The organism is Pseudactinotalea sp., from assembly GCF_048594945.1.
Taxonomy (GTDB): Bacteria; Actinomycetota; Actinomycetes; order Actinomycetales; family Beutenbergiaceae; genus Pseudactinotalea.
Window position 1 is genome coordinate 1 of record NZ_JBMDXJ010000044.1, and the last position, 23,330, is coordinate 23,330.

Consider the following 23,330-nt stretch of genomic DNA (forward strand, 5'->3'; position numbering starts at 1 on the left):
CGTGCAGGCAGTGCGCGAGGCCGGGCGCGACATCGGCGAGGCGCTCGCCGGCGCGGTCAACCTCCTCAACCCTGCGGCGATCAGCGTCTGGGGCTACCTGGCGGACGCGGAGGATCACCTGTTCACCGGGCTTCGAGAGGGCATCTACGGTCGCGCGGTCCCAGCGGCGACCGGGCACTTGACCATCGAACGCGCGCGACTGGGTGACGAGGCCGGTATCCGAGGCGCAGCGATGGTCGTCGTCGACAAGGTGCTCGAGCCCGCCACGATCGACGCCTACCTCGCCGACCGCACGACCTGACCGCAAGCCCGCTCGTCTGACGGACCCGACCCCGACGACGGCGAAACTCACCTCACGGAAGAATGTCGCCGTGTCGTCATCGTTGCGTGTCGGGGTCGTGTGTCTGCACACCGATCCCTTCCAACCGCCTGGGGCGGGCGACGTCGGCGGGATGAACGTGGTGGTGCGGCACACGAGCGCGGCGATGGCTGCGGCCGGGCACCAGGTCACGGTGTGGACCCGGCGCGCGGGCGAGGATGCACCGGAGCGCGAGATCGTGGACGGCGTGCTGGTGCGTCGCTTGCCGGTCGGGCCACCGCGGACCTTGCTCAAGAGCGCGCACGACGAGCTCATCGACCCCTTCCGTGCCGCCCTCGCCGCCGACCACCCCCAGGTCGACGTGCTGCACTCCCAGCACTGGTTCTCCGGCATGGCGGCGCTGCCGCTGGCGCGCGAGCTTGGGGTGCCGCACCTGCAGTCGTTCCACAGCATCGCCGCCCCGCCCCAGACCGCGCTCTCCGAAGGGGAACGCCCTGAGTCGCCTGCCCGGCTGGAGGGCGAGGCGTGGTTGGCGCGCTCCACGGACGCCGTGATCGCGGTGTCCGAGGCGGAGGCGCGCACCGTGATCGAGCGGCTCGGTGCCGACCCCGCTGCCGTCCATGTGGTCCACCCCGGCGTGGACACCGAGCTGTTCCACCCCGGTACCGGCGGCGGTCGCCCCATCCTGCTCGCGGCAGCCCGCCTCGAGCCGCTCAAGGCGATCGACCTCGCGATCGAGACGCTCGCGGGCGTCGTCGCCCGGCGCGACCCCGGCGCGCCGCGCCCGCGGCTATTCGTGGCCGGTGGCGCCACCAACGACGAGGACTACCCCCGTTCGCTCGCGGCACTCGCGCACCAGCTGGGCGTCGCCGACGACGTCACCCTTCTCGGCCCGCAGGCTCGCCCGGACCTGGCCGACCTCATGCGCGCAGCCACGCTCGTGCTCGTACCCTCGCACTCGGAGACCTACGGCCTGGTCGCGCTCGAGGCCGCCGCGAGCGGCGTCCCGGTTGTCGCCGCCCGCACCGGCGGGCTCGCCGAGTCGGTGGTCGACGGCGTCACGGGAGTTCTGCTCCCCGGCTGGGACCCGGGCACATGGTCGGACGCCGTGACCGCGTTGCTCGCCGACCCGGATCGTCTCGCCTTACTGGGCCGCGCGGGTCGGGAGCATGCGCTCGCACGCCGCTGGTGCGACGTGGCGGCCGCCAGCGTGGAGCACTACCGCGCGCTGCTGACCTGAGCCTGCTTCAGCGAGGCCGGGCGAGCGAGACCGCCAGGTCCACGATATCGGCGTGCGGATGGTCGTCCAGGTCGTCGAGATCCTGGAAGCGGATCCACTCGGCGCGATCCGTGGTGCCGCCCACCTCGAGCGTGCCGAGCGTGCCGCCCACGATCTCGGCGGCGTACAGGATCCGAACCGACTTGAAGGGTCGCGCGCGCTCCGGGTCGGTGTCGGTGAAGGAGTCGGTGACGATCGGCCCGCCGAGCTCGATGTCGTAGCCGGTCTCCTCCTTCACTTCGCGCTCTACGCCCTCCTCGACGCTCTCCTCGAACTCGATGCCGCCCCCGGGCAAGGACCAGCCTGGGCGCGCACCGTTGAACCAGGTCAGCAGGATCTCGTCGCCACGGGTGATCACGGCGTACCCGGCGAGCCTGGTGTCGTACTCGGTGAAGTGCAGCACCCGCCGCACTCTACGCAGCGGTAGCGATCAGGTGGTGGGAACGTCGGCCTGATGCCGCCGCGCACGCTCCTCCGTGATCACCATCCGCACCAGCTCGGGCAGCAGGTCGCGGCTACGCCGGGTGAGCCACGGCACGCCGCGCACGAGCAACCAGGCAGCCTGCATCGCCAGCCCCGGGGGCGCCGGCACCGCGTTGATCTCGCCACGCGTCGGCCAGCCGCGAGCAAGCAGCCGGTCGGCGACCAGACGGGCCATCAGCCGATGTCCGCGGGGCGAGGGGTGGATCCGGTCGATGTGCATCACATGACGTCCGGCGGCACGCAACGGGTCGGCGTCGACAAGTACCAGGTCCGGGTGCGCGTGCACGGCCGCCACCTCCCGGGCGGCCGCGCGCACCTCCTCCATCCGCCGCCCGAGGACCCGCCGCACCGCGGCGGGTGCAGGCAGGTCGGGTGCGATCTGAGGTGGGACAACGAGCACGACCTGAGCACCGCCGTCGAGCAATGAGGTGGTCGCTCCGGAGAGCGCGGCACCGACCTCGGCGATGTCGAAGTCGCCGCGCAACACATCGTTGCCGCCGATGAGCACGGTGGCCAGATCCGGGCGTGCCGTCAGCGCGTCGGGGAGCTGGGTCGCCACCACGTCACGTGCGCGTGCGCCGTTGCGGCCGAGGTTGAGCACATCCACGCCGAGCGCGGTGGCCAGGTGCACCGGCCAGCCGCAGCCGGGCAGATCATGCATACCGGACCGCGTGCTGCCGGACATCCGGTCCCCGACACCGGCACTCGCTGAGTCGCCGAGCGCGCAGAGCAGAGGGGTGGTGCGCGGGAGGGAGTGGTCGCTGGTGGTGGGGATCGTCGTGGTCACAGCTCCTCCTACCGATTCCTCAGGCGGGCACAGGATCAGGGGTCGGCGTGATCGCGAGCAGGGCGGCAACCGTGCGCTGCCAGGGAAACTGCTCGGCGCGGCGCCGGGCGGCCGTGCGGCGCACGCGTTCGGGAACGAGCAGCAGGTCGTCCACGGCGTCGGCGAACGCCTCGGGCGTGCCGTCCGCGGCGAGGCCCGCCGCACCGCCGGTGCCGATCACCTCGGGCAGCGCCGAGGCGGCATTGCCGATGACCGGTGTCCCGCAGGCCATGCTCTCCAGGGCGGCGAGCCCGAACGTCTCGATCGGCCCCGGTGCGAGCGTGAGGTCGGCGGTGCCGAGGACCCTGCGCAGCTCGCTCCGATCCTCGAGGTAGCCGAGGAACCGCACCGGCAGCCCGGCGGAGCGGCGTTCGAGCGCGGCCCTCATGGGGCCGTGGCCGGCCACGGTCAGGCGCGCGTCCACACCGCCCTCGCGGAGTGTACGCAGCGTGTCGATCGCGAGATCCGGCCACTTCTCGCGCGAGAGCCGACTGCACAGCAGCAGCTCGACGCCTGCGCGGGAACGGCGCTCCACCGGCGTGAACTGCTCCAGATCCACACCCAGCGGCACCCGCACCGGCCGCCCACCCACGCGCTCGATCTCGCGCGCTGCGAAGGCCGTGGTGGCGACCACGGTCGCGCCGGAGTCCAGGCTTGCGCGGTTGCGCGCGTCGGCGAGACGGCGTGCCAGCGGCACGGGAACTCCCGCGCTGGCCAGCACGCCGTCGAGCCGCTCGTGCGCGGTGAGCAGGCACGGGATGCCGTGCCGCAGCGCCCAGTGAGCCATGCCGTGCAACGTGGTGCGGTCGGAGAGCTCCAGCCGGTCGGGCGCGAGTTCCTCCAGCAGCCGCTGCACCGCACCCGTGCGCACGATCACGCGGTACCCGCCCGAGCCGGGCACCGGCGGCGCCGCGACCGTGTGCATGACGCCGACGTCGGTCTCGATCGCCGCGTCCCGCTCACCCGGCACCACCAGGCTGTACCGGTGCCCGGCGGCACGGTAGCCGCGGCCGATCTCCAGCAGCGCGGTGCGTAGGCCGCCGGTTCGCGGCCCGAAGAAGTTCGCGACCGCCACCGCGTGCAGGGCGTCAGCGCTCACGCGCACCTCCCGAGCTCGTCCCGGCCGCGTGCGCTCGCGCCCATCGATAGTGATCGATCAGCTCGTCGCCGATCCGCGCCCAGGTGCGATCGACGACGGCGGCCCTCGCAGCGCGCCCGAAGGCGCGCCTCTTGCGCTCATCACCGACGAGATCGACGACGGCGGACCGCAGCCCGGCCAGGTCGCCCGGTGCGTAGAGCCAGCCTGTCCGGGAGACGTCCACGAGGTCGCGCGGCCCGCCGGCTGCGGGAGCCACCACCGGCACACCGGCCGCGAGCGCCTCCTGCAGGGACTGGCAGAAGGTCTCGCTCTCACCGGGCGCCACGAGGATGTCGAACGAGGCGACCGCGGCACCGAGCTCAGTGCCGGCAAGGTGACCGGTCATCACGGCGTCGGGGAGAGCGGCGGCCACGCTCGCGCGCGCCGGCCCGTCGCCCACGAGCACGAGCCGCACTCCGGGGATGCCGGCGAGCGCGGCGAGGTCATCGACCTGCTTCTCTGGTGCGAGCCTGCCCAGGTAGCCGACCACCACCTCCCCCGGTTCGACGCCCCAGCCGTTCCGCATCGCCTCGCTCCGGTGGGCAGGGTCGAACTGCGCCTGGTCCACGCCACGACCCCACATCTGCAGCCGCTGCACGCCCCGCCGGCCGAGCTCGTCGCGGTACTGCGTGGAGGGCACCAGCGTGAGGTCGGCCTGCTCGTGGATCTCGCCGATCCGCGCCCACACGCGTTCCGACCAACCGGGGAATCCGTACCTTTCGGCGTAGGCGGCGATGTCGGTCTGGAACACCGCCACGGTGGGCAGCCCGAGCGTAGCGGCAGCGCGGACCGCTTTGTGACCCAAGAGCATCGGAGCGGCCAGGTGCACCACGTCGGGTTCCACGGCGGTGAGCAGATCGGCGACCCGGCGCTGACCGGCCATGTTCAGCCGGACCCGCGGGTACCCCGGGAGAGGCAACGAAGGAAGATGGAGGACCGGTGCGCCGTCATGCTCCACAGGTGCGCCATGACCGGCGGCGAGGACCACGGCCTCGTGTCCGCGGGCTTGCAGGTGGGCCAGGGTTCGGAGCACCGAACCGGTGACGCCGTTGGTGTGGGGCAGGAAGGACTCGGCGACGATCGCGATCCGCACGTGCCCATCACCCCAGCGCCAGACGACCGTGCGGCGAGGACCAGGTGCGTGTCGGGCAAACGCTCGGTGAATCCGCGGCCATTGTTTGACTGAGTAGTCAGTTAATGTGAGGATGGCCGGTATGACACCACGGATCGCCGACCCTGAACGGGCGGCGGCGCGCCGCAGCGAGATCCTCGGGGCCGCCGCCATCGAGTTCGCCGCCCGGGGTTTCGACGGCACGCGCGTGACCGACGTCGCGCGGCGCGCCGGAGTGGCGTCCGGCACGGTCTTCTACCACTTCACCGACAAGGCGGGCCTGTTCCGCGCCCTGTTCGCCGCCGACGGCCCCCGCAACGCCGAGCTGGCTGAGCGTGCGCAGCTGATCGAGGACCCGCTCGAGGCCGTGCTCCACCTCGTGGACGGGCTCGCGGCCGAGTCGGTGGACGATGAGGCTGCGCTCTTCGTGGTCGAGCTGATCCGGCGGGTCACGGTCGATGCGAAGCTCGCCGCCATCGTGGAGGAGACCAGCGCGGTGACGATCGGGGCGTTGACCGATGCGGTCTCGCGCGGTGTGGCGAGCGGGCGGTTCGACGCCACGCTCGACTCGGCCACGGCTGCCGCCGTGGTGTCCTCGATGGTCGACGGCCTCTACCTCAACGCCGAACCCGGCCGCGATCATCGCGCCGAGCTGCGGCGCGCGGTCGCTGCCTACCTCTGCTCCCCCGACGTGTCGAGGATCCCTGATGTCTGACGCCACCCTTCAGGTACGCAAGCTCGGCTTGCACCCGGGAGCTGTGATCGGCGTGTGCGCGCTGACCGCGGTGGCCGGCGCCGCCCTCGGGTGGGGCGCCGACGCCCTGTTCGGCTGGTTCCAGCAGACGTTCGACAGTGCACCCGCGCTGCTCCGTGCGGCCGCTGCGCTGCCGGAGGCGATCACGATCGCCGCCCTCGCAGTGGCCGGGCTCGCCTTCGGGCTGATGATCGTGGGCGACTGGGAGGGCGAGACACTCGTGTGCGAGATCCGGCCCGACGGCGTGCAGACCCGGCTGCAGAAGCGCACCGCGTGGGTGGAGCGAGGCCGGATCGCCTCGGCCTTCGTGGACGGTGAGGAACTCGTGCTCGCGGACGCGCGCGGGCGGATGCTGGCGGTCGGGAAGGTGGACGGCGTGGGTCCCCGCCGCGTGGGGCGTGCCTTCGCGGAGGCCGGGTATCCATGGGCCGACGGCGGCCATCCGCTCGAGCGCGCCTTCTCGCCCTTCGTCGAGGGTCGGGACGACCTCGGCGAGGTGGCCACGCCTCTGCTTCGGGCGCGCGCGACGGCATTGGAGGACGGTCAGAAGGCGCGCGCCCGCGACTTGCGTGCGGAGCTGAGCCAGGCGGGTGTACTCGTGCGCGACCGACGCGGCGCGCAGGAGTACGCGCGGCTGCCGGGGTCTTCGCGGCACTGAGCCGACCACATGTGAGGCAACGCCCGTCGAACCCGTCACACAACGATGCCAGCAGCAGCATGATGGGCACGTCAGCTCGTCCACGACGACGTCAGGAGCCCTCATGTCCGACCTCACGCTCGACCCCGCCCGCACCGCACTCGTGCTGATCGAGTACCAGAACGAGTTCACGTCGCCGGGCGGTGTCCTTCACGACGCCGTCGCGCCGGTGATGGAGAGCACGAACATGCTGAGCAACACCACCGCCCTGGTGGAGAAGGCTCGCGCGGCGGGTGTCACGATCATGCACGCACCCATCACGTTCGCGCCGGGCTACGGCGAGCTGAGCACGCACCCGTATGGGATCTTGAAGGGTGTGGTGGATGGCAATGCCTTCGTGAAGGGCACTTGGGGCGCCGCCATCATCGACGAGCTGGCGCCAGCTGAAGGCGACATCCTCATCGAGGGCAAGCGCGGCTTGGACACCTTCGCCAGCACCAACCTGGACTTCATCCTGCGCAGCAAGGGCATCGACACCATCATCCTCGGAGGGTTCCTCACCAACTGCTGTGTGGAGTCCACGATGCGCACCGGCTACGAGAACGGCTTCCGGGTCATCACCCTCACCGACTGCACGGCGGCCACCTCGCAGGCCGAGCACGACAACGCGCTCTCGTTCGACTATCCGATGTTCTCCACGCCGGTCACGTCCGAGGAGATCGTCGCGAGTCTCTGAGTCTCGCGTGCAGCCTTGAGCGCGTCGGCGGTCTCAGCCCACGCTGTGGAGATGCCACCGTTCGGCGACGACGCCGACGGCGTACTCGAGTTCCAGGGGCCCTCCGTTGACCGGATCGAGCGGCAGCGGGTCTGTCGACCGCCGGTCCGCCGCACATTCTGACGTGCGAGGCGACGCGGGGTCATTGTCGTGATCAGTGTCGGGGAGCTCCGGTAGCGCTGGGACGTGGGGCACGAGGCGGCCGAGGTCGTCGTAAACGGTCACCACGTCACCGTGCAACGTGAGCGCGTACTCGCCCTCGTGCAGGAGGCGATGGTGCTGGCCGCAGAGCAGTACGAGGTTGTCGAGATCGGTGGGACCGCCCCCCGGCCCAGTGTCGGATGTGGTGGGCGTGCAGGTAGCGGCGGCGTTCACAGCCGGGAAAGCGGCAGCCGTGGTCCCGGTCCCACAACGCGCGCAGCAACGCGCGGCTGGGCTGGCGCCGGCGCCGCCCCAGACTCAACGTGCGGCCGATCCGTGCATTCGGCACCACCCTGGCACCCCGCCGCCGCTCGGACTCATCATGCAGGCTCAGCACCAGCCCGGAATCACAGCACAGACGCCGGGCCGTGGCCGGATGCAACGCCGGCCCCATCTCCAACCGCGGCCCGATACGGACCTCCCCAGGATCTGCCAGCGCTTCCGCGGAAGCATCGGTTCCGATGTCGGCCGCTTCCGCGGAAGCGCGCAGGCCCACCCCGGCCCCGGCCGCTTCCGAGAGCTCGTCGAGCGTCACGTGCAGCACGGTCTCGCTGCGGCGGGACCCGAGCGCCTCATCGGCGCTGGTGGGCTCCGCGTCGCTGCCCACGGTGGCCTCGTCGCACAGCAGGACGAGCGCATCGATCAGCGCGCGGCCCTGCGTGACGTCGGGTCCGTCGAAGGACGCCGACGGTCCGTCGGTGCTGTGCCCCTCCGCGGTTCCGTCGGTGCGCGCCAGGTAGTCCTGCACCAGACGCAACCGCTCCAGGACGATGGCGCCGTCCTCGGGCGAGCAGCTCCCCGAGAAGCTCACCGACCCGTCGGCCTCGGTGCGGAACGACAGATACCGCCTGCTGTGCCGAGCGTTCACGTCGTTGCCGGAGCTGGCCGTGGCGACGCCGGCCACGAACCGGTCGAGCTGGTTGGCCGTGGCCGCGCACGCGATCTCCAGCAGCTCGGCCTCGGTTGCCGCGGTGGCGACCCGCGTGATGGCGCGGACCTTGGAGTAGGAGAGCTTTCCGGCCGAGAACTGCGCGACCGTCAGCGGGAGTTCCTCCAACCGGCGCGCCACCCGGAGCTGTTCGCGCGCGGTCGTGGTGGACATTCCGCACCGCCAGCTGAGCCAGTGGCTGCACGATCCGACGCCATGCTGCGACCAGCCCCTGCGTCTGTCGAACTCGGCCTGCTGCTGGTGGAAGCGGCTGGTGTTGGCCGCCTGTGTCACCGCCAACGTGCCCAGCTCGTGCGCGATGTCGCTGACATCGCGCTCCTCCACTGTCGCGTCGACGCCCTCGTCCGCCGTCGTCATCGTCGTCATGGTCGACCCCTCCGTCGTGTCCGGAACACCTTCTTCGAACACTACGGATGGGGTCCGACATTCGATGTCCCGTGCGCGCTTCCGCGGAAGCACGGTGCCGTCGAGCACGGTCGGATAGCCTGGTCGATGTACCGCACCGGTGGCGGCCTCATTGATCCCTTCTCAGGAGGCATGCCCATGTCCACCCCAGCCACGGCGGTGCCCGTCCGCCGGTTCCGCCGCTCGGACCGCGACCAGCTCACGGCACTGGTCAACGCGCACGCCCAGGCAGTGGTGCCCGGCGTCGTCGTGTCCACCAACAGCGCGCTCAGCCAGCTCGAGCGCGAACCCGGAGAGTTCGTCGTGGACCCTTGGGTCCGCGAGCGGGTGACGCTGGTCGCCGAGCAACGTGGCCGCCTGAGCGCGGCCGCGCACGTGCTCCTGTACCGTGACGAGCCCGACGTCGGGGACAACTACCGCGGCATCGGCGAGATCCGTTGGCTGCTGCAGTGGCCGGCCGCCCCATACTGGCCGGACAGCGACGACGCCGGGCGGTCCGTTCTCGCGAGTGCGCTCGATCTCATGCGTCATGCCGGTGTCCGGCGCGTGCACGCCGACCCGTCGCTGCCCGCGCCGGGTGTGTACGGAGTGCCTGAGCAGTGGCCGCACGTGCAGAACCTGCTCACCGATGCCGGGTTTCAGCCGGACGGGCGCGCCGAGGTCGTGCTGCTCGCCGGCGTCGGCCGGATCTCCCGCCCGGCTGCGCCGGCAGCGGGCCTCGAGGTGCGCCGAACGCTCGGGGTGAACGGCACGCGTCTGGCCGCGCACCGCGGATCTGACCTGGTGGGCTACATCGAGGTCGACGTGCTGGATGCCGAAGCACGCCTCGTGCCTGCCGGCGGCATGGCCGACGTCGGGAACCTCTGGGTCGCTGACGGCGCCCCCGACGGGCTGGCTCTCTGGCTGCTCGGCCTTGCCGCCGATTGGCTCGCACTCGGGCGCGTGGACCGCGTGCTGATGTACGCCGACGAGAACGAGCCAGCCGAGCTTGAGCAGGCCACAGCAGCGGGGTTCCAGCGGCTCGCCCGGACTCGCCGGGCGTGGGGGCTCGGGACCTGAGTCCGCAGCATCAGGCGCAGAACGCCTGCGTTCTCAGGCGAGCGCGAACTCGAACGACTGTCCCGGAGGGATCGCTTCGATGCCCGATGCCGAGATCAGGCTGAGCGTCCCGGCGCCGATCACGCGCACGAGGCCGTCCACAGGCGATACGTGAAGTCCGATGCTCTCTGGCAGGCCGATGATCGCGGTCCCGTGCCCTGCCACCCACTGCAGGGCCGCCCCCACCTGATCGTCCGTGAAGTGCGGGAGCACGGTGACCTCGGGGAGCAGGCCAAGGCCGCTCAGGTCGACCAGACCTGGGTCGTTGGCGTCGTGTCCCTCGGCGATCGCGATGCTCTCGCAGGCCAGCACCGCACCGGCGCTGCCGCCGTAGTAGCCGCCACCAGCGGACCAGAATCTGCGTACCTGATCGACGAACCCGTGCGACCGCACCTCGTCCAGCAGTCGGAAGGTGTTGCCACCGCCCACGAACAGCAGGTCGACCGCGTCCGTGCTCAGCTCGTCGGGGACATGGCCGTGCAACGACTGCCACGTCTGGAGCTCGTAGTTCACCCCGAGCTGATCGAGGTTCGTCCGCAACCAGCTGTCGGCCGTCGCGGCCATCGCAGTCGGCAGCGCGAACGGCCAGTACACGATCCGCGTCCGACGCCCACCGAGCATGTCCAGCCAGAGTGGTCGCTCATCGTCCGCGCTACCGCAGCCGAGCCAGATACTTCCGCGCATCCCACCGACGATATCCGGCAGCGCTTCGGCTGCAGCGCTCAGCCGAACCTGATCCCGTGCCGCTCCCGATGGCCAGCGAGCACGGTGTCGATGACACGGGTGGTGCGGATCGCCGTCGCGCCCGTACTCAAGGGCTCCGCCTGACCGAGGAGCGACGCCACCACGTTCTCGATCAGCGGCTGCTGCACCACCGACGGCTGGCCGGCGGGCAGCGCCACGGGTCCACGCGCCGTCGTGAGCACGGCGGGCTCGGCCCCGAAGCACGACATCCGGATGCTGCCCTCGCTGCCGACGATCTCGATCGCGTCGTGCACACGCCCGGCCTCGAAGTCCCACCGGCCGTGCCCCGTCACGCCGGAGCCGAACGAGAAGGCCACGTTCACGCGCGACTCAGCCGGTCCGCCGTCGACCTCCGACCCCAGCACGGTGACCGCACCGAAGACGAGATCGAGCCAGTCGAGGGTGTGGGAGGCGAGGTCGACGAACAGGCCGCCGCCCGCGAGCTCCGGGTCGAGTCGCCAACCGCCGCCTGCCGACTCACGCAACAGCGTGACCTCGACCCGCTCGACCCGGCCCAGCCGCCCCTCCTGGATCACCCGCTGAGCCGCGACGAACCGCGGCAGCGCCCTCCGGTAGTACGCCACGAACAACCCGACGCCGGCTCGATCGCACGCCTCGATCATCGCCTCGCACTCCCCCACGGAGCGCGCCATCGGCTTCTCCACGTACACCGGCTTACCCGCCGCCGCGGCCCGAATCGTGTGCTCGGCGTGGCTGCTGGGCGGGGTGGCCACGTAGACGGCGTCCACGCCTCCGACCTCGACCAGCGCCTGGGCATCGTCGTACCAGCGCGGCACCCCGTGCCGCCGCGCGAAGTCCTCCGCTCGCGCACCGTCGCGCCGCATCACGGCGGCAATGCTCGAGCCCGGCACCGTCTGCAGCGCGGGACCGCTCTTGTGCTCGACCACGTCGCCGACCCCGATCACACCCCACCGCACGCCACTCACGAGGCGACCTCCCGCCGTCGGACCATCACACCCTGGAGGCGACCCAGCCCCCAATAGGCGAGGAACAGCGCCAGGAACCCCGCGAGCATCACCGCGGCGATCGGGACGAACGAGGGATCGCCGGGCAGCAGGAATCCGTACAGCGGACCCACGTGGCCGCTCGCCCACAGGTAGATCGGCAGGTAGGCGAGCGGCACGGCCAACCACGCGAACGGCACCCAGAACGGCAGCGCGGTCTGGTTCCGCCCCACGAACAGCCAGTCCGCGAGCGCGACCAGCGGCACCACGAGGTGCAGCAGCACGCTGTGGCCGGTGCTGTAGTCCGCGCCGAGCAACGTGGCGAACACGATCAGCGTCAGCATCGAGCAGGCCGCGACGCCACCTCGCACGACCCCGTACCGCGCCTCGATCTCACCCCGGCGCCAGAGCGGCCGCAGCAGCGCACCGGTCGCCGTCGCAGCCACCAGCACGCCGCACACCTGCGTGAAGTACGCCAGGTTGAACCAGCCGACCGAACCACCCGGACCACCGCCGTCGAGCCCCCACCAGACCCCGGTCCAGGCGAGCACCGCAAGCAGCGCGCGCCACAGCGAGACGATCGCGGGCGAGGACGTCACGCCGGGTGATACGGCGACACCACGACCTCGATGCGCTGGAACTCCTTGAGGTCGGAGTAGCCGGTGGTGGCCATTGCGCGGCGCAGCGCCCCGATGAGGTTGAGGGTGCCGTCGGCCTGGCTGCCCGGGCCGCGCAGGATCTGCTCCAGGGTGCCCACCGTGCCCACCTGCACCCGCTCACCGCGCGGGAGCTGCGGGTGGTGCGCCTCCGAGCCCCAGTGCCAGCCGCGGCCCGGCGCCTCGGTGGCGCGGGCGAGCGCGGCTCCGAGCATCACGGCGTCGGCACCGCACGCCACGGCCTTGACGAGATCGCCGGAACGGCCCACACCGCCGTCGGCGATGATGTGCACGTACCGGCCACCGGACTCGTCCAGGTAGTCGCGTCGTGCCGCCGCCACATCGGCGACGGCGGTGGCCATCGGGGCGTGGATGCCCAGTGTCGTACGGGTCGTGTGGGCGGCTCCGCCTCCGAACCCGACCAGCACACCGGCCGCTCCGGTGCGCATCAGGTGCAGTGCGGCGGTGTAGGTGGACGCGCCGCCCACGATCACCGGCACGTCGAGCTCGTAGATGAACCGCTTGAGGTTGAGCGGCTCCGCGTTCGAGGACACGTGCTCAGCCGACACCGTGGTGCCACGGATCACGAACAGGTCCACGCCCGCGCTCACCACCGTGCGCCAGTGCTCCTGTGTGCGCTGCGGCGAGAGCGCGCCGGCGACCGTGACGCCTGCCTGACGGATCTCCCCCAGCCGCTCCGTGATCAGCTCCGGAATGATCGGCGCCGCGTACAGCTCCTGCATGCGCGCAGTGGCCCGGTCCTGCGGCAGGTCGGCGATCTCAGCGAGCACCGGCTCCGGGTCCGAGTAGCGGGTCCACAACCCCTCGAGGTCGAGCACACCGATGCCGCCCAGCTCCCCCAGCCGGATCGCCGTTGCCGGGCTCATCACCGAGTCCATCGGCGCCGCGAGGACCGGCAGGTCCACGTGGTAGGCGTCGATCTGCCACGCAACCGATACGTCCTCGGGGTCCCGCGTGCGCCGAGAGGGCACCACGGCGATGTCGTCGAAGGAGTACGCGCGGCGGCCCCGCTTGCCGCGGCCGATCTCGATCTCGTAAGTCACCGCCACAGGCTACCGGCCGGTGGCGGGACCTCAGCCGCGGAAGGAGTAGTTCGGTGCCTCGGAGACCATCTGCACGTCATGCGGGTGGGACTCCTTGAGCCCAGCCGCAGTGATCCGCACGAAGCGGCCGCGCTCCTGCAGCTCGGGCACCGTCCGGGCGCCCACGTAGAACATCGACTGGTGCAGCCCGCCGGTGAGCTGGTGCGCCACCTGCCCGACCGATCCCTTGTACGCCACGCGACCCTCGATGCCCTCGGTGATCACGTCGTCGTCGGACACATCGCCCTGGAAGTAGCGGTCCTTGGAGTACGAGCGGCGGTCGCCGCGGGACTGCATCGCACCGAGCGAGGCCATGCCGCGGTAGAGCTTGAACTGCTTGCCACCGGAGAACACGAGGTCGCCGGGCGCCTCATCGGTGCCGGCGAGCAAGCTGCCGAGCATCACCGAGTCGGCTCCGGCCACCAGCGCCTTGGCGATGTCGCCGGAGTACTGCAGACCGCCGTCGCCGATCACGGGCACACCCGCCGGCTTCGCCGCGAGCGACGCCTCGTAGATCGCGGTCACCTGCGGCACTCCCACACCCGCGACCACGCGGGTGGTGCAGATCGACCCCGGGCCCACGCCCACCTTGACAGCGTCCACGCCAGCCTCGACCAGCGCCTGCGAGCCCTCGCGGGTGGCGATGTTGCCGCCGATCACCTGCACGCCCTTGGTCGCGGGGTCGGACTTGAGCTTGCGCACCATGTCGAGCATCAGCCGTGCGTGCCCGTTGGCGGTGTCGACCACGAGCACGTCCACACCCGCCTCGACCAGGGCGCTCGCCCGCTCCCAGGCATCACCGAAGAACCCGACGGCGGCCCCCACCACGAGCCGACCCTCACCATCCTTGGTGGCCAGCGGGTACTGCTCGGACTTGACGAAGTCCTTGACCGTGATCAGCCCGGTCAGCTTGTTGTCGGCATCGACGATCGGCAGCTTCTCGATCTTGTGCTTGGCCAGCAGTGCTGAGGCATCCTCGCGCGAGACGCCCACGTTCGCCGTCACCAGTGGCATCGGCGTCATGGTCTCGTGCACGCGGGTGACGTCGAACTTGCTCGGCTCCACGAACCGCAGGTCGCGGTTGGTGATGATGCCGAGGAGCCTGTTGTCGCCGTCGACCACCGGCAGGCCGGAGACGCGGAACTTCGCGCACAGGGCGTCGAGCTCGGCGAGCGTGGCATCGGGGCCGATCGTCAGCGGGTCGGTCACCATTCCCGACTCCGACCGCTTCACCAGGTCCACCTGCGCTGCCTGCTCGGCGATCGGCAGGTTGCGGTGCAGGATGCCGACGCCGCCCTGGCGCGCCATCGCGATCGCCATCCGCCCCTCGGTCACGGTGTCCATCGCCGCCGAGACGAGCGGGATCTTCATCGAGATCTCGCGAGTCAGGCGCGTGGAGGTGTCCGCGTCACTGGGGATGACGTCGGTCTCCCCAGGGAGCAGGAGCACGTCGTCGTACGTGAGTCCGATGAAACCGAAGGGGTCGCGCTGCGGCTGCGTCACGTGGACAAGTCTAGGCGGGAGCCCGACGGCGTCGCGTCCCCCGGTCCGCTCGCTCGCCCGTGACGTCCCTCACCTCGACTCGCTCGTCGAGGCTGTGGACAGCAGCAGGCCCCGACCGCCACGAGGGCGGCCGGGGCCTGCTGTCGAGTCAGACGCTGGGTAGCGTCAGCTCACTTCTCGACGATCGCGAGGACGTCGCGCGCAGAGAGGATCAGGTAGTCCTCGCCCGCGTACTTCACCTCGGTGCCGCCGTACTTGCTGTAGACGACGGTGTCGCCCACGGCGACGTCGACCGGAACACGGTTCCCGTTGTCGTCAACACGACCCGGGCCGACCGCGAGGACCTCGCCCTCCTGGGGCTTCTCCTTCGCGGTGTCCGGGATGACGAGGCCAGAGGCCGTGGTCTGCTCGGCATCGCTCGCCTTGACGACGATCCGGTCCTCGAGCGGCTTGATGGAGACCGACACAGCGGACCTCCCCTTTCGCTATCTCAACTGATCAGGACATGGGCCGTGCCGATGGTGCTGGCCGTCGCCGTCGCGGGGGTCGACGACCGAACCTGCGGCACGGTCTCCAGCTCCGGATGGAGCCTGGGTCACAATCTAGTTTCGCGTTAGCACTCGGTCAAGGCGAGTGCTAAAACGTCCGGTGCGTGTCGCCGTCGAACCTCAGCCGACCGGCGCACCCTGGGAGCGGGCCGTGACCTCGGCGCGGGACTGCGCCATGGCGCTGAGCAGGTCCGCCTCGTCGATGCGCGCGCGGTTGCCGGCGTGGCCGGTGTACAGGTCCTGGCGGGCGTACGCGAGCCGGGTGGCCGCGCGCTGGTAGTCCCGCATGGCCTTCTTCGCGGCCGGGCCGAACCGAGCGGCCCAGTTCCGGGCCGCGCGCGAGGCGCGCATCGAAGCCACCGTCTCAGCCTCCTGCTCGGTGAGCCAGCCGCTGGGCACGTAGTCGCGCAGCCGCTGCGAGATGATCGTGGACTCCCGGCGACGCAGCCAGATCACCACGGCCGCCAGTAGCGCGAACGGCAACCAGTTGAGGAACACGAAGATCGCGATGATGTCCAGACCCGAGCTCGCCATCGTGAGGCTGCCGTTCCAGCCCATGTGCAGCCCGACGCCCACGATGTAACCGAGCGGGAACAGCCACAGCCACGCCGCCTTGGAGCGCATCCGCGACGAGAAGCCCAGCGCGATCCCCATCGGGAGCGAGTAGATGAGGTGCCCGAACGGGCTGAGCAGCGCCCGCATCACGAAGACCGAGCCCATCGTGTCGGCGTTGAGCGCGAAGTACTGGACGTCCTCGACCACCGCGAAACCCAGTGCGACGATCGCGGCGTACACCACGCCGTCGACCGGACCGTTGAACTCACGGCGCCGGACCAGGAAGATCAGCAGGATGCCGAGTCCTTTGGCGGCCTCCTCCACGATCGGCGCACCGAACACGGCGGGGGTGAGCTCAGGCGCCATGTCGGGCGCGAGAGCTCCGCCGATCGCGACACCGACCACGCTGTTCAGCAGGCTCGCGATGAACACGGAGACACCGCCGCCCCACAAGAGCGCGGCGATCATGAGGAACCGCGGCTCCGGCTCCCAGCGGTCGATCCACAGGATCACCGCCCCGATCATCACCAGCGGCACGATCGAGAGCAGCACGGCCACGAACACGTCGGCACCGCTCGTGACCACGGCCATCAGCACCACGAACGCCGACGCCGCCAGCCCGCCGAGAATCACCAGCACGATCTCCAGGGCGACCGGGCGCTTCCGCTTCGGGGCGACCGCCGCCCACGGCATCGCACCGGGCTGCGGCGCCATCGACGAGGCGGGAGGCTGCACGTTCACCGCGGCCGGCTGCTGGGCGTAGCCGTACCCCTGCTGCAGATAGCCCTGCTGGTAGCCCTGTTGGGGATACCCATGCTGGTAGCCCTGCTGCGGAGCGTCCTGCTGGTAGCCCGGCTGGTAGCCCTGCGGCCGCTGGTCTGGCTGCTGATACTGATTCGTCACGGCGTGCACGCTATCGCGGGAAGCTCTCGCGCGAGCGTGGTTGCCCCGGGTCGAACTACCCGTCCTCCAGAGACGAGTCCCGGCCGCACGGCGCCCCGAGCAACCAGCTCGCCAACACGATCAGGAGCAGCGAGATTCTCTGCGAGACCGCGATGGCGATGACATACGTGCGTCGATGGCCTCGCCAGACAATGATGTGATGTATCGGGCGTCGACACCATCCTCTCCTCGACGCCATTTGACCTCACTCCGACCAGCTACGCCGGTGAATCCCCGCCACTTCAGTCGATCTGACCTTGCCAGCCATCAGCCTGAGCAGAATCGGCCGAGGGTCACTACACTCCACACATCGGATGTTTGACGATTCTCGACGACGGTCGCGCCACGGTCGCGCGGCAGAAGGAGCCTGTGACGACGATGGCCACCGACCCGCACGCCTGGTTCGACCACGACCGCTTCGGAATGTTCGTGCACTGGGGCCTCTACAGCCTCCTGGCACGGCACGAGTGGGTTCAGCACCGCGAGCAGATCGACCCGGACGAGTACGCGCGCTACGCCGACGTGTTCACCGCCGACCGCTACGACCCCCAGACCTGGGCGAAGCTCGCTGCCGAGGCGGGGATGAAGTACGTCGTGCTGACCACCAAGCATCACGAGGGCTTCGCCCTCTGGGACTCCGCTCTCACGGACTTCAAGGCGACCAACACGCCCTTCGGTCGCGACGCCGTCGCCGAGTTCGTCGAGGCCGTGCGGGGCGCCGGCCTCAAGGTCGGCTTCTACCACTCGGTCATCGACTGGCATCACCCCGACTTCGTCGTCGACGGCATCCACCCCCTCCGCGAGCACGAGGACGTGCCCGGCCTGAACGCGGGGCGAGACCAAGCGCGCTACGCGGAGTATCTGCACGGTCAGGTGCGGGAGCTGCTCACCAACTACGGCGAGATCTCCTATCTGTTCTACGACTTCTCCTACCCGGGCGGGCGCGGTGGCCTCCCCGGCAAGGGTCGCGCCGACTGGAACTCGGAAGAGCTCATGCGGCTCACCCGCGAGCTGCAGCCCGGCATCGTCGTCAACGACCGGCTAGACATCCCAGGCGACCTCGTCACACCCGAGCAGTATCAGCCCTCCGGACCGATGCGCCGCGATGGCGAGCTCGTGCGCTGGGAGGCGTGCCAGACGATCAACGGAAGCTGGGGCTACGACCGCGACAACCTCGATGCCAAGCCCGTCGACCTGCTGATCCGGATGCTCGTGGACGGCGTCTCCAAGAACGGCAACCTGCTGCTCAACGTCGGCCCGAACGGACGCGGCGAGATCGACCCGCCCGATGCCGCGCGCCTCCGGGAGATCGGCACCTGGATGGAGCTGCACTCCGCGTCGATCTACGGCGCCGGTCCGTCCGAGCTCACGCCGCCGCCCGGAGCCGTCTATACCCAGCGAGGCGACCGCCTGTACCTGCACCTGTTCTCCTGGCCGATGCGGCACGTCCACCTGACCGGCCTCGCGGGGCGGGTCCGTTACGCACAACTCCTCAACGACGCCTCCGAGGTCGCGGTCACCGAGAGCGACCCGCACCAGCATGCGCAGAACACCACGCCGGGCGGTGAGTCGGTAGGGACCGTGACGCTCACGCTGCCGGTGCGACCGCCGGCTGTGGCGGTCCCGGTCGTCGAGATCTGGCTCACCAACGACGAGGCCTCGTCCAAGGCCTGAGGACGGACGTCACTACCGAGGATCACGCACATGTCCCTGACCGACGATGCCATCAGACAGATCAAGGGCATGATCCAGTCGGGCCAGCTTCGCCCCGGGGACCGACTGCCTCCCGAGCACGTGCTGAGCGAGCGGCTGGGCCTCTCGCGCAGCTCGCTGCGCGAGGCGGTCAAGATGCTCGAGGCGCTGCGTGTCCTGGACGTGCGCCGCGGTGACGGAACGTATGTGACGAGCCTGCAGCCGCAGCTGTTGCTGGAGGCGATGTCGTTCATCCTCGACTTCCACCAGTCGCGCGCAGTGCTGGAGGTCTTGGAGGTGCGCGGCATCCTCGAGAACGCCAGTGCCCGCGCCGCGGCAACTCGAGTCACGCCCGAGGACCTCGCACGCATGACCGCCGCGATCGACAACGCCGAGGCGGCGAGCTCGATCGAGGACCTCGTGGAGCACGACCTCGAGTTCCACGCGGCCATCGCCACGGCGAGCGGCAACGGCTACCTGGCCTCACTCATCGACGCGGTCTCGGGTCAGACCGTGCGCGCACGCGTGTGGCGTGGCCTCACCGAGTCGAGCGCGGTCGACCGGACCTTGCTCGAGCACCGCCGGATCGTGCAGGCGATCGCCAGCGGCGACCCCGAGCTAGCCGGCGCACTCATGACCGTTCACGTGGGCGGCGTGTCCGAGTGGATGCAGGCGAGCCTCGAGGTCGATGAGGAGACACCCGAGCGCTGAGCGCGCAACGCTCGGGGTCTCCTGCTCAGACGTCGCCGCCCAGGTACGCGGCACGCACGGCGGCGTCACCGGCGAGCTCGGAGCCGGTGCCGGAGCGGACGATCTCGCCGGTCTCGAGCAGGTAGGCGTGGTCGGCGCGCTTGAGCGCCTGGGCGGCGTTCTGCTCGACCAGCAGCACCGTGGTGCCCTGCGCCTTGATCTCTTCGATGATCGTGAAGATCTGCTGGATCAGCTTGGGCGCCAGCCCCATCGAGGGCTCGTCGAGCAGCAGCAGGCGTGGCCGCGCCATCAGCGAGCGCCCGATCGCGACCATCTGCTGCTCACCGCCCGAGAGGGTGCCGGCAGCCTGCTTGATCCGCTCGGCCAACCGCGGGAAGAGGTCGAGCACCCGCTCGAAGTCCGGCGCCAGCGCGGCGGCGCTGCGGTCGCGCCGCACGTATGCGCCCATCTCGAGGTTCTCCCGCACGGTCATGCCGGGGAAGATCCCGCGCCCCTCGGGCGACTGGCTGATCCCCATCTGGACCCGCTTGTCGGGTGAGACCTTGGCGAGGTCCTCGCCGTCGTACAGGATCGAGCCGGTGCGCACCTTGCGCAGCCCGGAGATCGTCTTGAGCGTGGTGCTCTTGCCGGCGCCGTTCGCGCCGATCAGGGTGACGATCGCGCCTTCGGGCACGTCGAAGCTGATGTTCCTGATCGCCTCGATGTGCCCGTAGTTGACGGACAGGTCACGTACCTCAAGAAGCATCGGGACCCTCCTCGACCTCGTCCTCTTCCACGCCGAGGTAGGCGGCGATCACACCGGGGTCGTTCTGCACCTCGGTCGGCGTGCCGTCGGCGATCTTGCGCCCGAACTCCAGCACCACCACCCGGTCGACGGCGCCCATCACCAGCCGCATGTCGTGCTCGATCAGCAGCACCGTGAGCCCGCGGTCGCGGATCTTGCGGATCAGCTCCATCAGCGCCTGTTTCTCCGACGGGTTGAAGCCCGCCGCCGGCTCGTCCAGGCACAGCAGCCGCGGCTGCGTGGCCATGGCACGCGCGATCTCCAGCCGCCGCTGGTCACCGTAGGAGAGGTTGCCGGCGAGCTCGTCGGCCCGCCCCCGCACGCCGACGAAGTCGAGCAGCTCGTGCGCGAGCTCGCGCCCGGCGGCCTCCTCGCGCCGGTGTCGAGGCAGCCCGAACAGCGCCGAGATCGGGCCTGTCTTGTGCTGCGCATCGGCGCCGACCATGACGTTCTCGAGCGCCGTCATCGCCTTGAACAGCCGGATGTTCTGGAAGGTCCGCGCGATGCCGCTCTTGGCGATCTGATACCGCTTCAGTCGGGCCGTGGACCGGCCGTCGAGCCGCACGGTCCCCGACGTCGGGCGGTAGATCCCCGTCATCACGTTGAACGCCGTGGTCTTGCCGGCGCCGTTGGGGCCGATCAGGCCGAGGATCTCCCCGTGGTCGATATGGAAGCTCACGCCGTCGAGCGCCGTCACGCCGCCGAACCGGAGCGTGATGTCGTCCATCGCGAGCACGGGCTCGCTCGATCGACTGCGATCCGCCGACGGCGCAGCGGTCACGTCAACCATGGTTCCTCCCCTCGTCCTCGGGTCGGGTGGGTGGGTCATCGCCGACGGCGTCGCTCGCGCCGACCGTGATGGGCTCGCCTTCGTCGGAGTCCAGCGCACCCGACTCCAACGCTTCACTCTCCTCCGCCATCCGTTGCGCACGCACGGTGCGCCGCGGCGGCAGGATCCCCTGCGGGCGGTAGATCGCCAGGACCATCAGCGCGAGGCCGAACACCAGCACCCGCCACTCCTCGAACCCGCGGAACCGCTCCGGCAGGTAGGCCACCACGATGGCACCGACCACGGCGCCCCACCGGTTGCCCTGGCCGCCGAGCACCACCGCGCACAGGAACAGGATCGAGATCAGCAGCGTGAACGACTCGGGGTTGATGAATGTCTGCCGGGTCGCGAACAGCGAGCCGGCGATGCCGCCGACGAACGCACCGATCGCGAACGCCAGCAGCTTGAACTTGAAGGTCGGCACGCCCATGAGCTCGGCCGCGTCCTCGTCCTCACGGGTCGCCTCCCAGGAGCGACCCACGCGCGAGTTCTTGATCCGCTTATCGGCGAGCAGGACCAGGATCACCAGCGTCAACGCGAGCCAGTAGAACGGCACGGGATCGGTGACCCCGAACTCGATGAAGGTCGTGGTGCGGTCGAAGTCGACGAGCGGCACCCCGGTGCTCCAGTCCAAGTGCGGCACCTCGAACAGCGGCAGGCTGGGCGGCGCCGGGATCGGGCTGATCCCGCGCGCAGCGCCGAGCCAATCGCTGTTGATCAGCGAGAGCCTGACGATCTCGCCGAAACCGAGCGTCACGATCGCCAGGTAGTCCCCGCGCACGCGCAGCGTGGGCCACCCGAGCAGCACACCCGAGAGCATCGTCACGCCCAGTGCCACGGGCAGGCTCAGCAGCCACGGCCAGGTAGCGTGCTGCGCCGTGAGCACACCGACCGTGTAGGCGCCGATCGCGTAGAAGCCCACGTAGCCGAGGTCGAGCAGGCCGGCGTAGCCGACCACGATGTTGAGCCCGACCGCCACGAGCACGTAGATCGAGACCGTGAACAGCACGCCACCGAAGGCCGTGCCGGGGGTCGAGATGATCGGGGGCTCCAGCAGCGGCAGCACGTAGCAGAACAGCGCAAGCGCGACCATCAGGAGGAGCTGAGCCCACCGAGGCGTGCGCTGCAGCCGTGCCCTCGCGCCGTTGCGCGCACGGTCGAGCCGAGCCGCCAGGCCGGGAGATGACGGCGTCGTCGTCCCACTCATGCGCGTGCCTTTCCGAGGGACTCGCCGAGGAGGCCAGTCGGTCGGAAGAGCAGGATGAACACGAGCAGCACGAACGCGACCACGTGGCGCCACTCGCTGCCGAACAGTCCAGCTCCGAGGTTCTCCGCCACCCCGAGCACGAGACCGCCCACGAGCGCGCCGCGGAGGTTGCCGATCCCGCCGAGCACAGCGGCAGTGAATGCCTTCACGCCGAGCAGGAAACCGGCGTTGTACCGCGTGAGGCCCACGTGCAGCATGTACAACGTGGCGGCGGCGCCGGCGAGCATGCCGCCGATCAGGAACGTGATCTGGATGACCCGGGTGCTGTTCACGCCCATGAGGGAAGCCGTCTCGGGGTCTTGTGCCACCGCACGGATGCCGCGCCCGATCCTCGTCCTGCGGATGAACTGGTCGGCAGCGACCATCATCAGCACCGCAGCAACCACCACGATGATGTTGAGGTTGGTCACGCCGTACCCGAACAGCTCGAACTGGACCGTGAAGGTCCGATCGGTCGGGAGCCCGAGGTTCTCGCGGGAGCGGGCCACATAGCGACCGAGGTTGTCGCTGATCCCGAGTGCCGACGCGATCGCCCCGCGCAGGCCCATCGCCTCCGAGAGCACGAACGAGGCACCGATCGCCGAGATCAGCGCGATCAGCCGTGGTGCCCCGCGTTTCAGCAACGGCCGGTAGGCCACGCGTTCCAGCAGCAGCGCCACGCCGCCGGAGGTGATCATCGAGATCAGCATCGCGAACGCGAGCGAGGCGACCAGCGCGAAGCCGACCGTCGTTGCGTCGGCACCGATGAGCCACAGCGCCCACACGGTCGCGAAGGTCCCGAACATGAACACTTCGGAGTGCGCGAAGTTGATGAGCTGCAGCACCCCGTACACCATGGTGTAGCCGAGGGCGATGAGCGCGTAGACGGACCCGAACACGAGACCGCCCACCACGAGACTGGTGAATTGGTCGAAGACGTACTGGAACTGCACCGGCGGGGCTCCTCACACATGAGGGGGGGTCGGGGGACCTGCGTCGCTCCCCCGACCATGGGTGGTCACGGCTGGGGGCCGGGCGATCGCCCGGCCCCCTCGTCCGTCAGCTACTCGATCGGCT

General features: G+C 70.2%; 25 protein-coding genes. 8 read left to right on the forward strand and 17 right to left on the reverse strand.

All coding sequences use genetic code 11. The features are described from left to right. A partial coding sequence (locus tag ACOJSN_RS02075; RefSeq protein ID WP_420110848.1) for an ROK family protein occupies nucleotides 1-301 on the forward strand: 301 nt, incomplete at its 5' end. Between the two features lie 70 nt (nucleotides 302-371). Next, a complete protein-coding gene (locus tag ACOJSN_RS02080; protein ID WP_420110849.1) occupies nucleotides 372-1,559 on the forward strand; it encodes a glycosyltransferase in 1,188 nt (395 codons plus the stop codon). Nucleotides 1,560-1,566: 7 nt separating this feature from the next. Here ACOJSN_RS02080 and ACOJSN_RS02085 read toward each other — a convergent pair whose 3' ends face one another. The 4 genes from ACOJSN_RS02085 to ACOJSN_RS02100 are packed head-to-tail and all read right to left on the reverse strand — an operon-like array spanning nucleotide 1,567 to nucleotide 5,138. After that, entirely contained in the window at nucleotides 1,567-2,001 is a 435-nt protein-coding gene (locus tag ACOJSN_RS02085) for an NUDIX hydrolase (RefSeq protein WP_420110850.1), read from the reverse strand. A 27-nt stretch (nucleotides 2,002-2,028) separates the two neighbouring features. Then, nucleotides 2,029-2,868, reverse strand: coding sequence for an SGNH/GDSL hydrolase family protein (locus ACOJSN_RS02090; protein ID WP_420110851.1), 840 nt, complete (start codon nucleotides 2,866-2,868; stop codon nucleotides 2,029-2,031). Between the two features lie 19 nt (nucleotides 2,869-2,887). Further along, nucleotides 2,888-4,006: a glycosyltransferase gene (locus tag ACOJSN_RS02095; protein WP_420110852.1), complete on the reverse strand. Its 1,119-nt coding sequence runs from the start codon at nucleotides 4,004-4,006 to the stop codon at nucleotides 2,888-2,890. Next, the gene (locus tag ACOJSN_RS02100; protein WP_420110853.1) at nucleotides 3,996-5,138 is read right to left on the reverse strand and encodes a glycosyltransferase family 4 protein; all 1,143 of its coding nucleotides are present in this window, start codon (nucleotides 5,136-5,138) and stop codon (nucleotides 3,996-3,998) included. The genes ACOJSN_RS02095 and ACOJSN_RS02100 overlap by 11 nt, the downstream gene beginning before the upstream one ends. A 121-nt stretch (nucleotides 5,139-5,259) precedes the next feature. On the opposite strand from ACOJSN_RS02100, the gene ACOJSN_RS02105 reads away from it, so the two are divergent. The 3 genes from ACOJSN_RS02105 (at nucleotide 5,260) to ACOJSN_RS02115 (ending at nucleotide 7,283) form a co-directional block, all read left to right on the forward strand. After that, nucleotides 5,260-5,871, forward strand: a complete 612-nt coding sequence (locus tag ACOJSN_RS02105) for a TetR/AcrR family transcriptional regulator (protein WP_420110854.1) — start codon at nucleotides 5,260-5,262, stop codon at nucleotides 5,869-5,871. Then, complete coding sequence (locus tag ACOJSN_RS02110; RefSeq protein ID WP_420110855.1) at nucleotides 5,864-6,568, forward strand: YqeB family protein; 705 nt, start codon at nucleotides 5,864-5,866, stop codon at nucleotides 6,566-6,568. Before ACOJSN_RS02105 ends, ACOJSN_RS02110 begins: the two co-directional genes overlap by 8 nt. A gap of 103 nt (nucleotides 6,569-6,671) precedes the next feature. Beyond that, nucleotides 6,672-7,283 carry a cysteine hydrolase family protein gene (locus ACOJSN_RS02115; protein ID WP_420110856.1) on the forward strand — a complete coding sequence of 204 codons (612 nt, stop codon included), beginning with the start codon at nucleotides 6,672-6,674 and terminating at the stop codon, nucleotides 7,281-7,283. A gap of 33 nt (nucleotides 7,284-7,316) precedes the next feature. Here the strand turns inward: ACOJSN_RS02115 and ACOJSN_RS02120 are convergent, their stop codons facing one another. Next, complete coding sequence (locus tag ACOJSN_RS02120; RefSeq protein WP_420110857.1) at nucleotides 7,317-7,547, reverse strand: hypothetical protein; 231 nt, start codon at nucleotides 7,545-7,547, stop codon at nucleotides 7,317-7,319. Nucleotides 7,548-7,551: 4 nt separating this feature from the next. Further along, on the reverse strand, nucleotides 7,552-8,838 hold the full coding sequence (locus tag ACOJSN_RS02125; RefSeq protein ID WP_420110858.1) for a DUF222 domain-containing protein: 1,287 nt from the start codon (nucleotides 8,836-8,838) through the stop codon (nucleotides 7,552-7,554). Nucleotides 8,839-9,015: 177 nt separating this feature from the next. On the opposite strand from ACOJSN_RS02125, the gene ACOJSN_RS02130 reads away from it, so the two are divergent. Further along, nucleotides 9,016-9,936 (forward strand): hypothetical protein, encoded by a 921-nt coding sequence (locus ACOJSN_RS02130; RefSeq protein WP_420110859.1) that lies wholly within the window; start codon nucleotides 9,016-9,018, stop codon nucleotides 9,934-9,936. A gap of 33 nt (nucleotides 9,937-9,969) precedes the next feature. Here the strand turns inward: ACOJSN_RS02130 and ACOJSN_RS02135 are convergent, their stop codons facing one another. From ACOJSN_RS02135 to ACOJSN_RS02165, 7 genes are all read right to left on the reverse strand, one after another. Further along, nucleotides 9,970-10,659, reverse strand: coding sequence for a Type 1 glutamine amidotransferase-like domain-containing protein (locus ACOJSN_RS02135; RefSeq protein WP_420110860.1), 690 nt, complete (start codon nucleotides 10,657-10,659; stop codon nucleotides 9,970-9,972). A 38-nt stretch (nucleotides 10,660-10,697) separates the two neighbouring features. Then, the gene (locus ACOJSN_RS02140; protein WP_420110861.1) at nucleotides 10,698-11,666 is read right to left on the reverse strand and encodes a Gfo/Idh/MocA family protein; all 969 of its coding nucleotides are present in this window, start codon (nucleotides 11,664-11,666) and stop codon (nucleotides 10,698-10,700) included. Then, nucleotides 11,663-12,283, reverse strand: a complete 621-nt coding sequence (locus tag ACOJSN_RS02145; protein WP_420110862.1) for a Pr6Pr family membrane protein — start codon at nucleotides 12,281-12,283, stop codon at nucleotides 11,663-11,665. The genes ACOJSN_RS02140 and ACOJSN_RS02145 overlap by 4 nt, the downstream gene beginning before the upstream one ends. Then, the gene (locus ACOJSN_RS02150; RefSeq protein ID WP_420110863.1) at nucleotides 12,280-13,404 is read right to left on the reverse strand and encodes a GuaB3 family IMP dehydrogenase-related protein; all 1,125 of its coding nucleotides are present in this window, start codon (nucleotides 13,402-13,404) and stop codon (nucleotides 12,280-12,282) included. The genes ACOJSN_RS02145 and ACOJSN_RS02150 overlap by 4 nt, the downstream gene beginning before the upstream one ends. 30 nt (nucleotides 13,405-13,434) lie before the next feature. Next, nucleotides 13,435-14,946, reverse strand: coding sequence for an IMP dehydrogenase (gene guaB, locus ACOJSN_RS02155; protein ID WP_420110864.1), 1,512 nt, complete (start codon nucleotides 14,944-14,946; stop codon nucleotides 13,435-13,437). A 170-nt stretch (nucleotides 14,947-15,116) separates the two neighbouring features. Next, nucleotides 15,117-15,413, reverse strand: a complete 297-nt coding sequence (gene groES, locus ACOJSN_RS02160) for a co-chaperone GroES (protein ID WP_420110865.1) — start codon at nucleotides 15,411-15,413, stop codon at nucleotides 15,117-15,119. Between the two features lie 201 nt (nucleotides 15,414-15,614). Next, nucleotides 15,615-16,952 (reverse strand): PrsW family glutamic-type intramembrane protease, encoded by a 1,338-nt coding sequence (locus tag ACOJSN_RS02165; protein WP_420110866.1) that lies wholly within the window; start codon nucleotides 16,950-16,952, stop codon nucleotides 15,615-15,617. Nucleotides 16,953-17,369: 417 nt separating this feature from the next. On the opposite strand from ACOJSN_RS02165, the gene ACOJSN_RS02170 reads away from it, so the two are divergent. After that, entirely contained in the window at nucleotides 17,370-18,665 is a 1,296-nt protein-coding gene (locus tag ACOJSN_RS02170; RefSeq protein ID WP_420110872.1) for an alpha-L-fucosidase, read from the forward strand. A gap of 30 nt (nucleotides 18,666-18,695) precedes the next feature. Next, nucleotides 18,696-19,394, forward strand: a complete 699-nt coding sequence (locus ACOJSN_RS02175; RefSeq protein ID WP_420110867.1) for a FadR/GntR family transcriptional regulator — start codon at nucleotides 18,696-18,698, stop codon at nucleotides 19,392-19,394. A 25-nt stretch (nucleotides 19,395-19,419) separates the two neighbouring features. Here ACOJSN_RS02175 and ACOJSN_RS02180 read toward each other — a convergent pair whose 3' ends face one another. From ACOJSN_RS02180 to ACOJSN_RS02195, 4 genes are read right to left on the reverse strand one after another with little or no spacing between them, the layout of a single operon-like run. Continuing rightward, nucleotides 19,420-20,139, reverse strand: coding sequence for an ABC transporter ATP-binding protein (locus tag ACOJSN_RS02180; protein ID WP_420110868.1), 720 nt, complete (start codon nucleotides 20,137-20,139; stop codon nucleotides 19,420-19,422). Beyond that, complete coding sequence (locus tag ACOJSN_RS02185) at nucleotides 20,129-20,968, reverse strand: ABC transporter ATP-binding protein (protein ID WP_420110869.1); 840 nt, start codon at nucleotides 20,966-20,968, stop codon at nucleotides 20,129-20,131. Before ACOJSN_RS02185 ends, ACOJSN_RS02180 begins: the two co-directional genes overlap by 11 nt. After that, the gene (locus ACOJSN_RS02190) at nucleotides 20,961-22,214 is read right to left on the reverse strand and encodes a branched-chain amino acid ABC transporter permease (protein WP_420110870.1); all 1,254 of its coding nucleotides are present in this window, start codon (nucleotides 22,212-22,214) and stop codon (nucleotides 20,961-20,963) included. Before ACOJSN_RS02190 ends, ACOJSN_RS02185 begins: the two co-directional genes overlap by 8 nt. Next, a complete protein-coding gene (locus ACOJSN_RS02195) occupies nucleotides 22,211-23,206 on the reverse strand; it encodes a branched-chain amino acid ABC transporter permease (protein ID WP_420110871.1) in 996 nt (331 codons plus the stop codon). The genes ACOJSN_RS02190 and ACOJSN_RS02195 overlap by 4 nt, the downstream gene beginning before the upstream one ends. Nucleotides 23,207-23,330 lie beyond the last annotated feature (124 nt).